Origin of the sequence: Flavobacterium sp. (assembly GCF_039916025.1) — a bacterium.
GTDB lineage: Bacteria > Bacteroidota > Bacteroidia > Flavobacteriales > Flavobacteriaceae > Flavobacterium.
In genome coordinates, this window is record NZ_JBDSMB010000012.1 from 1 (window position 1) to 9,730 (window position 9,730).

At 34.9% G+C, this 9,730-nt stretch carries 8 protein-coding genes; 4 read left to right on the forward strand and 4 right to left on the reverse strand.

What is annotated here, in order from left to right:
* Nucleotides 1-331: T9SS type B sorting domain-containing protein (locus ABIQ27_RS00675; RefSeq protein WP_348031090.1), on the forward strand; the 331-nt coding region annotated here is incomplete at its 5' end.
* Nucleotides 332-561: 230 nt separating this feature from the next.
* Here ABIQ27_RS00675 and ABIQ27_RS00680 read toward each other — a convergent pair.
* A complete protein-coding gene (locus ABIQ27_RS00680) occupies nt 562-1,758 on the reverse strand; it encodes a pyridoxal phosphate-dependent aminotransferase (protein ID WP_348031092.1) in 1,197 nt (398 codons plus the stop codon).
* A gap of 208 nt (nt 1,759-1,966) precedes the next feature.
* On the opposite strand from ABIQ27_RS00680, the gene ABIQ27_RS00685 reads away from it, so the two are divergent.
* A complete protein-coding gene (locus ABIQ27_RS00685; RefSeq protein WP_348031094.1) occupies nt 1,967-3,214 on the forward strand; it encodes a PDZ domain-containing protein in 1,248 nt (415 codons plus the stop codon).
* 38 nt (nt 3,215-3,252) lie between these two features.
* Here the strand turns inward: ABIQ27_RS00685 and ABIQ27_RS00690 are convergent, their stop codons facing one another.
* Complete coding sequence (locus tag ABIQ27_RS00690; RefSeq protein WP_348031096.1) at nt 3,253-3,687, reverse strand: DUF1573 domain-containing protein; 435 nt, start codon at nt 3,685-3,687, stop codon at nt 3,253-3,255.
* Between the two features lie 304 nt (nt 3,688-3,991).
* Here ABIQ27_RS00690 and ABIQ27_RS00695 point away from each other — a divergent pair, with 304 nt between their 5' ends.
* Nucleotides 3,992-6,619, forward strand: coding sequence for a valine--tRNA ligase (locus tag ABIQ27_RS00695; protein WP_348031098.1), 2,628 nt, complete (start codon nt 3,992-3,994; stop codon nt 6,617-6,619).
* 48 nt (nt 6,620-6,667) lie between these two features.
* On the opposite strand, the gene ABIQ27_RS00700 is transcribed toward ABIQ27_RS00695, so the two are convergent.
* Both ABIQ27_RS00700 and ABIQ27_RS00705 read right to left on the reverse strand, forming a co-directional pair.
* Nucleotides 6,668-7,300, reverse strand: coding sequence for an acyloxyacyl hydrolase (locus ABIQ27_RS00700; protein WP_348031100.1), 633 nt, complete (start codon nt 7,298-7,300; stop codon nt 6,668-6,670).
* A 286-nt stretch (nt 7,301-7,586) separates the two neighbouring features.
* Entirely contained in the window at nt 7,587-8,102 is a 516-nt protein-coding gene (locus ABIQ27_RS00705) for a hypothetical protein (protein WP_348031102.1), read from the reverse strand.
* A 403-nt stretch (nt 8,103-8,505) separates the two neighbouring features.
* Between ABIQ27_RS00705 and ABIQ27_RS00710 the strand changes: the two genes are divergently transcribed.
* A complete protein-coding gene (locus ABIQ27_RS00710) occupies nt 8,506-9,633 on the forward strand; it encodes a site-specific integrase (RefSeq protein ID WP_348031104.1) in 1,128 nt (375 codons plus the stop codon).
* The last annotated feature ends 97 nt before the right edge of the window (nt 9,634-9,730 follow it).

Sequence of the window (9,730 nt, forward strand, 5' to 3'; positions counted from 1 at the left end):
GGATACCAAAGGAGATATTGCTTACAGCTGTGAAGAACTGATTATCGACGCGGTAGAAATCATAGATTATCCGCATTACTTCTCCCCGAACGGAGACGGAATCCACGACACATGGAATATTGTTGGACTGGGCGGGCAACCGGGAGCTAAGATTTACATCTTTGACCGTTATGGCAAACTACTCAAACAAATCAGCACACAGGGAGCAGGTTGGGACGGAACATACAACGGACATCTGATGCCATCGGATGATTACTGGTTTACGGTTGATTATATAGATGGAGATGGAACAATCAAGCAATTCAAATCTCACTTCGCGATGAAGCGATAATAATATTTATAAATAGTAAAAGTCCTCTCGTTCTAAAAACGAGAGGACTTTTTTTTTGTTATGACAGAAGAACAATTCGTGTAAGTAGCCCCGATAGGAGCTGGCTACCATGTAGCGCGGATAGCGGGGAAGGTGTTGGAAGGAAGGACAGAAGTTGTGCTCCTAAAAAAGAAAAATCCCGTCTCGTTCTAAAAAAACTCGACAGGATTTTATTCAATATAATTTGAGAACTACTGTTTATTATAAACGTTTAAAGCATCTTTCAAAATAGCCACAGAACGAATTAAATCGTCTTTTTTAAGTACATAAGCGATTCGAACTTCATCTAAACCAACATTTGGAGTAGAATAAAAACCAGCAGCAGGAGCAACCATAACAGTTTCTTTATTATTGTCGTAAGACTCTAAAAGCCATTGCGCAAAATTGTCAGCATTCTTTACAGGCAGCTTCGCAATGCAATAAAATGCACCTTTTGGAGTTGCCACTTTTACGCCTTCAATTTTTTGTAATTCAGCAATCAAAGTATCTCTTCTTTCTTTGTATTCTTCGATTACATCGTCAAAATAACTTTGTGGCGTATCTAAGGCAGCTTCACTGGCAATTTGTGCATAAGTTGGCGGACTCAGTCTTGCCTGCGCAAATTTCATTGCCGTAGACATTACTTCTTTGTTTTTAGAAACAATGCAGCCAATTCTTGCACCACACATGCTGTATCTTTTGGAAACAGAATCAATCATAATGGCATTTTCTTCTATTCCCGGAACATTCATCACAGAAAAATGTTTGTCGTTCTCATCATAAATAAATTCTCTGTAGACTTCGTCGGCGATTAGAAACAAATCGTGTTTTTTAACGATTTCGGCCAATTGCAAAATTTCCTCTTTTGAATATAAATAACCTGTTGGATTTCCAGGATTGCAAATCAAGATTGCTTTCGTTTTTGGTGTTATCAGTTTTTCAAAAGCCGCAATTGGAGGCAATGCAAAACCTTCATCAATAGTTGAAATAACAGGTACAACTGTAACACCAGAAGCTGTTGAAAAACCATTATAATTAGCATAAAAAGGCTCCGGAATAATAATTTCATCATCCACATCCATGGTGCTTCCCATAGCAAATAATAGCGCTTCAGAACCACCAGTTGTGATGATTATATCGGCAACATCAATTGGTAAGCCATGTGATTTGTAATAGGCTGAAAGCTTAGTTCTGTAACTTTCAAAACCAGCCGAATGACTGTATTCCAAAACACTTATATCAGCATTTTTTACTGCGTTTAATGCTACATCAGGGGTTTTAATATCAGGTTGACCAATGTTTAAATGATAGACTTTATGGCCTTTCTTTTTAGCAATTTCTGAATAAGGAACCAATTTTCTAATTGGCGACTCAGGCATTTTTTGACCTTTTAATGATACTTTTGGCATGGCTATTTTTATTTGTGCTGCAAATTTGCGATTTTTTTGGATGGTAAACAATTCATTCCAATATTTATAATTTGTTAAAAACGCAATTACCAAATAATTATTTTTTATTTTTAATGCAAAATCATCTCCAATGCGTTTAAAGCTACTATTTTTTTTTCTATTTTTTTCTGTTTATACGTTTAGCCAATCTGAATTTCAGATAAACAATTTGAAAAATAAAGTTGTTATCCCTTTTAAACTTATTAATAATCTAATTTTCATTCCAGTAATAGTAAATGGTGAAGAGTTGACATTTTTGTTGGACACTGGTGTTGAACAAACTATACTTTTTAGTTTAGATGACAAAGATGAAGTTAAACTATTTGAAGTAGAGAAATTGAAGCTAAAAGGTTTAGGTAGTAAAGATGCAATTGATTCATATAAGTCATCCAAAAACAAAGTTGAAATAAAAGACTTTATCGATTATAATCATGAGATTTATATAGTTCTTGACCAGGAGTTTAACTTTTCTTCTCAGGTCGGAATTCCTGTCAACGGAATTATTGGAAGCCATTTTTTTAAAAACCATATCGTCGAAATAAATTATGACAGAAGGAAAATCATTGTTTATAATCATGAACATAAAAAAATCAAAAGCAGACTGCAAAAGAACTTTGCTAAAGATTCAATTTCAATTGAAGATAAGAAACCCTATTATGTTTCAAACATTAAAACCGAAGAACAAACAATTCCTTCAAAGTTATTAGTTGATACTGGGAATAGCGATGCAGTTTGGATTTTTTTAAACAAAACAGATAAAATCAAATTACCCGATATGAATATACTGGATTATCTCGGTAGAGGTTTTAGTGGTAATGTTTATGGCAAAAGAGGTAGATTAAACAGCTTTGAATTTGGCAAAAAAACATTCAGTTTTCCTTTGATAACTTTCCCGGATTCGACATCTGTAAAGAGCGTAAATTTTGTTCCAAACAGAATTGGTTCTGTTGGCAGCGAAATCATATCAAGGTTTACGGTAGTTTTTGATTATTCAAATAATGCAATGTACACCAGTCCAAATAAAAAGATTGACGATCCGTTTCATTTTAACATGAGTGGAATTGAAGTAGAACACGCTGGTCTTGAATGGGTAAAAGAATCATATTTAGACAAACAAAGTCAGGGTATAAAAGTATACACTTCATCTGACGAAAGACTTCAGAGCAATCTGAAAATTCATTTTGAACTAAAACCAATTTTTAAAATTGCAAGTGTCAGACCAAATTCCGAAGCCGAAAAAGCAGGACTAAAAGCAGGTGACAGAATTATCAAAATAAACCGTCAAATAGCCCACGGATACACTATCGAAATGATAAATGAACTACTCAAATCAGAGGAAGGGAAAACAATCGAAATGGAAGTGGAGAGAGATAACAAAACCTATAAATTCAAATTCCAGCTCAAAAAGATTATATAAAAAAAGTCCTCTCGTTTTTTGGAATGAGAGGACTTTTTTTATTGCATCATCGGACTGGATGATTTTTTTTCCAGAAGATTTACCACTGGTTTTTCAATCACTTCACCTTTAATTTTTATAGCAACCCGGCCTTCTTCAACATTCACAGCATTACTTTCTACAGTAATCGTTTTTCTGATTGGCCCTGTGTGCATATTGTATTTTACATCAATCTTCCCGGTTTTTCCCGGAGCAATTGGTTCTGTTGGTTTTGATGGAACCGTACAGCCACAAGTTGACTGAACATTCGTAATAATCAATGGCGCATCACCAGTGTTGGTGAACTCAAAAGAGCGAACACCATCGTCATCGTCCTTATTTACCGTTCCATAATCAATAGTGTTGTCTTTATCTTTGAACTCAATTTTTGGTCCTTTTTGTGCAAAAACCACAGCATTCATAAGGACAACAACAATAAGTATATATTTTTTCATAGGTTCAAATGTTTAATTTGGTTAGTAAAAATAGTTCGTTTAAATTAATACACAAAAATTTAATTCTTAATTTTTTCTAAAGTCTTTATTAATTACTTTTGCAGTCAGTTAACAAAAGGCATGCCACAAGGTTTGAACGTGTGCTGATGAAGTTCAGTAGCGAATGGCTCGGGATTTATCTGTTATCTATATTCCCGCTTTTCGAGTTACACGGTAACTTCTTCAATCGGGGCTAAAAGGTAAGTGTATCGCTCTTTTGTAATCTAAGAAGTCTAACAATCTAAGAAGTCTAACAATCTATTATATGATTCCAGCTCAATTTAACGCCAAAGAAGTAGAAAAAAAGTGGTACGACTACTGGATGAAAAACAACTATTTTCATTCAAAACCCGACCATAGAAAACCATATACCATTACAATTCCGCCACCAAACGTGACCGGAGTCCTGCACATGGGACATATGTTGAACAACACTATTCAGGATGTTCTTATTCGTCGTGCGCGATTGAAAGGTTTCAACGCCTGCTGGGTTCCGGGAACAGATCACGCTTCCATTGCAACTGAGGCTAAGGTTGTGGCCAAACTAAAAAGCGAAGGCATCAACAAAAACGATTTGACCCGTGAAGAATTCCTTGTTCATGCTTACGCCTGGACAGACAAATACGGTGGAACTATTTTAGAGCAATTAAAGCAATTAGGCTGTTCATGTGATTGGGACCGAACCAAATTCACAATGGATCCTGATATGTCGGCATCTGTAATCCGTTCGTTCGTTGATTTATATAACAAAGGCTATATCTATCGCGGTTACCGAATGGTAAACTGGGATCCGGAAGCCAAAACAACTTTGTCTGACGAAGAAGTAATCTTTGAAGAAAGACAAGGAAAATTATACTTTTTAAAATATCAAATAGAAGGAACTTCAGATTTTTTAACGGTTGCAACGACTCGTCCAGAAACAATCTTTGGAGATACTGCAATTTGTATTAACCCAAATGATGAACGTTTCAAACATCTGAAAGGTAAAAAAGCTATCGTGCCAATCTGCAATAGAGTAGTGCCAATCATTGAAGATGACTATGTAGATGTTGAATTCGGAACAGGTTGTTTAAAGGTAACGCCTGCGCACGATATGAACGATAAAACACTTGGTGAAAAGCACAATCTTGAAATCATTGATATCTTCAACGAAGATGCTTCTTTAAATTCCTACGGATTGCATTATCAGGGAAAAGACCGTTTTGTTGTCCGTGAAGAAATTGCGAAGGAACTTGAAAATATTGGCGCTTTAGCCAAAACAGAAAACTATTTAAACAAAGTAGGAACTTCCGAAAGAACTAAAGCAGTTATAGAACCACGCTTATCAGACCAATGGTTTTTAAGCATGGAAGAATTGGTAAAACCAGCCATCAAATCGGTGTTGGAAACCAAAGAAATTAAACTATATCCTTCGCGTTTTGATAATACGTATCGTCATTGGCTGGAAAATATCCGTGATTGGAATATTTCGCGTCAATTGTGGTGGGGACAACAAATTCCGGCCTATTTCTATGGCGATGGAAAAGAAGATTTTGTGGTTGCAGAAAACATCAACTATGCTTTGGCTTTAGCTAAAATAAAAACATCTAACACCCAGCTTCAAGCATCCGACTTACGCCAAGACGCCGACGCATTAGACACTTGGTTCTCATCCTGGTTATGGCCAATGGCTGTTTTTGGTGGAATAATGGAACCTGATAATGAAGATTTCAAATACTATTATCCAACGAATGATTTGGTTACTGGTCCTGATATTTTATTCTTTTGGGTTGCCCGAATGATTATTGCAGGTTATGAATATACTGGTAAAAAGCCGTTTTCGAATGTGTATTTGACAGGTTTGGTACGTGATAAGCAACGTCGCAAGATGTCAAAATCATTAGGAAATTCTCCTGAACCATTACTGCTGATTGAAAAATTTGGTGCCGATGGTGTTCGTGTAGGATTGCTTTTAAGTGCTTCTGCAGGAAATGATATTATGTTTGATGAGGAATTGTGCAACAACGGTAAAGCGTTTGCCAACAAAATCTGGAATGCCTTCCGATTAATTAATGGTTGGGAAGTTGCAGACATTGTTCAACCCGAAAGTTCAAAAGTGGCGATAGCATGGTATGAAGCTAAATTGCAGCAAACATTAATAGAAATCGAAGATCATTTCGAAAAATACCGATTGTCTGATGCGTTGATGGGGATTTACAAAATGGTTTGGGATGATTTCTGTTCGTGGTTCTTAGAAATGATAAAACCAGCATACCAACAACCAATTGACAGAGTAACGTTCAATAAAGCAATTGAAATGTTGGAAGCGAATCTGAAATTATTGCATCCATTCATGCCATTTCTAACCGAGGAAATCTGGCAGCATATTGCTGATCGAACTCCGGAACAAGCGTTAATTATTGCGGAATATCCAAAAGTGACTTCGTTTAACGAAAAGCTGATTACTGATTTCGAATTCACTTCTGAAGTTATCGCTGGTTTAAGAACAATCCGTAAAGAGAAAAACATCGCGATGAAAGATGCAATCGATTTAAAAATAGTCAACAACGAAAGGGTTTCAACTTATTTTGACAGCATAATAATGAAGCTTGGAAACATTGTTTCTTTGGAATATATAACCGAGAAAATTGACGGCGCGTTAACGTACAGAGTAAAATCTAACGAATACTTTATTCCGGTTTCAGGAAATATTGACATTGCTGCCGAGATTGCGAAACTGACAGAAGAATTAAAATACACACAAGGATTTTTACGCAGTGTACAAGGCAAACTATCCAATGAGAAGTTTGTTGGCGGAGCACCCGAAAAAGTTCTCGAAATAGAACGCAAAAAAGAAGCCGATGCTTTGGCAAAGATTGCCACGATTGAGCAGAGTTTAAAGAGTTTACAATAATAAAAAAGTCCCGATTGCTCGGGACTTTTTTATTATTGGAGAATTATACTAGAATTTGAATTCCATACCAAAATATAAGGCATTTATATTCTTGATTTTTTGTTCTGTATCATCTTTCTTCATTTTGCTCATATCAGATTGTGATTCCAGTCCTAGGCGAAAACCCATCTTATCAGAAATAAGGAATTTTGCACCAATCTGGCTTGAAAAACCAAAATTCCATCCTAAGTTTTTGGCGCTGCTGTTACCGGAAATAGTTTGTAATTCCTGCTTAAGCAAAGTGTTGGCATAAACCCCAAAACCAGCTGTAAAGAATATTTTTTGATTTTCCTGTGAGCCTTTATCAAAGACGCTGAAGTCTGCATTGATTCTTACCGGAATCTGAAGATAGCTATTAGTCAAACTTGCATTGTATCCGTCTATGGTTGGATTAGCATCAAACTCAAAAAAACCGACACCCGTATCTAAACTCCACATTTTACCTAGCTTAAATGACACTAAAGCATCACCACCATTGATATTTCCATTTAAGTCAACATTTCCGTCCTGACTTATTTTGGCAAATCCTAATTTGGCTGTCGCCAAAAAAGATATCGGACTTTCTTTCTTATCTGTAGTTGTTTGTGCAGTTGCAGAAAGAGTAATTAATAAAAGGGATGCAGAGAGAATTAGGTTTTTCATTTTATTTGTTTTTTGTGTTTCTATTTAAATGAAACGCAAATTTTTCTTTTTAAGTATAAACCTACGTTAAATTTTCACAAAAAAATCTCAATACGGAAGAAGTGGGATTTTGTATTTATCTGGCAAAACTGGCAACGTTCCGCGGTTTCATGGTGCTGCGGCTTTGGAACTGTATTTTTCCACTAGGAAAAACGAAGTTATGAAAAAGACAAGTTCAATTTACCGTAAACTAGCAGTATCTTGAAACGGCTGTTAGCCGACGGTTTATTAGTTTTTTTTTAAAGACTCAATTATAAATCACAAATAAGTACAACGCAATTATTGTCAAAAACGAATTGATTAAAAAAATATTTTGAAAGCCGTTTTCAGATAAATTTCTATTAAATCTAAGAATTAGTAAACTGATTATAGACGATATTGTAACACCAATTATAAAATACCAACATCCGCCATTCAAACCAGAAGTTAATTTATTTGAATAATCTTTTATTGGAGATTTTACCGAAGTAATACTTCTAAAAAAATAACTTCTTTCAATCGTTACTTTATTTTCTTCAACAAATCCCTTTTCCAGCGAAAACTCATTTCCTTTTCGAGTAAAGAATTTAGTTCCAAGATAGATTTTGCTCTGACTATAGTTATTACGGCGGTTACTGTTTTTATATGAAATTGTACTGTATGCGATTATCTCATCATTAAATTTTTTTTGCGGCAAAATCCACTTATCAATAAAAAATAAGCTAACTATTACAGGAATGCATAGTAAAATAGTGATTGTAATTTTTCCATATTTTTCTTTCATCAATAAAAGTTGTATTGCTAGGTGAATTTTCTGAAACTGTTGGCTAACGTTCCGCCGCTTCTCGTCAGTTGCGAAGTTCGGAACTGATTATTTTCTGTTAAAGATAAAAAAACTTGCGAAACGCGAACGTGAACTTACACAAAATTCGCAATTGCGAGAAACAGCTGTTATCCTGATAGTAAATACTGATGTTCCGCTTTACTTCTAAACTACTGTATTTATTGGCTTAATTAAAATAATTGATTCAAATTGATGTAAAAAAAAGCATTCAAATGCTTGGTTTGTTGTACCTATTGTTGTACTTTCGTTTTCGATTGCTCTGAATTGCATTCCCTTATTTTATTAGGGTTCGCTCGTTTGCATTGCATTACAAATATAGTATAACATTTGAAAATATCAAAAAATGGCATCAATAAAGTTAATTTTAAGAACACATCAAGCAGACCAAACGGGTCATTCTCCTTTATATATTAGAATAATCAAAGATAGGAAAACTAAATTTATTACCGCTGGCGTGAAGCTTAAAGAAAATGAATGGGACGAAGTAAAACAAAAAGTGAAGAAGAACCATCCCAATAGCGCACGTATGAACGCTGCACTTTCTCAAAAGATTGCCGATGCAGAGGGACAAGTTGCGGATATGGAACGCAAAGTAAAATCTATTTCAGCCAATAAATTGAAAGATGCTATCAAAGGTAAAGACATCCCTAATTTTTTTGAATACACCTACAAGCGATGCGAAAAAATAAAATCTAATGTTTCTGTAAGTACCTATAAAAACTATGTTACTTATACTGAAAAGTTTGAAAGATGGATAGGCACAAAAGATGTATGTTTTGACGATATTACGGTTTCAGTTTTAATGGACTATATGAGTTATATGGGTGGCGAATTAAAAAACAGCAATACTACTCAAAGACATTCGATAATGATTTTAGCCATTATGTTCAAAGAGGCAATTAAGGAGGACATTATCCCCGAATATATGTACCCATTTAGTAAGTTGACTTTGAAGAAAAATCAAGGGAGCAGGACGTTTTTGAATAAAGACCAAATAAGCCAATTAATTGATTTTAATGTAGAAGAGGGTTCAACAATGGAACTTGCCAAAGATTTGTTTCTTTTTTCTATTTATGCTGGAGGATTGCGTTTTAGTGATGTTATCGAATTGCAATACCGACATTTTTTTGCAGAGGAAAACAAAATCAAAAAAACGATAAATAAAACCGTTAACAGAACCAAAGCAGAGCATCAGTTTAAGATTGGAAAAGTGGCGTTGGATATTATATCCAAATACAAAAAAGAAAATGCTACTGAAACGGATTTTATTTTCCCTGTAATTAAAAGCAAGGAATTATATCTGAAAAATAGAGACTACCGATTTGAAGTAAAAGAAAAAGCCAACAGCTCGGTTAATTTTCAATTGGGCAGAATTGGTAAAAAATTAGAACTCCCTTTTAGTATATCTTTTCATTTGAGCCGTCATACTTTCGCTACTAATGTGGAAAAAACGGTCAAATTGACCACCTAATTCCAGTTTAAATTGACCACCAGTTTCGGTTCAAACTGACCACCACTTTCCGGAGCAAATTGACCACCAAAAAAACGACTACTTTTTTCATGTTGTT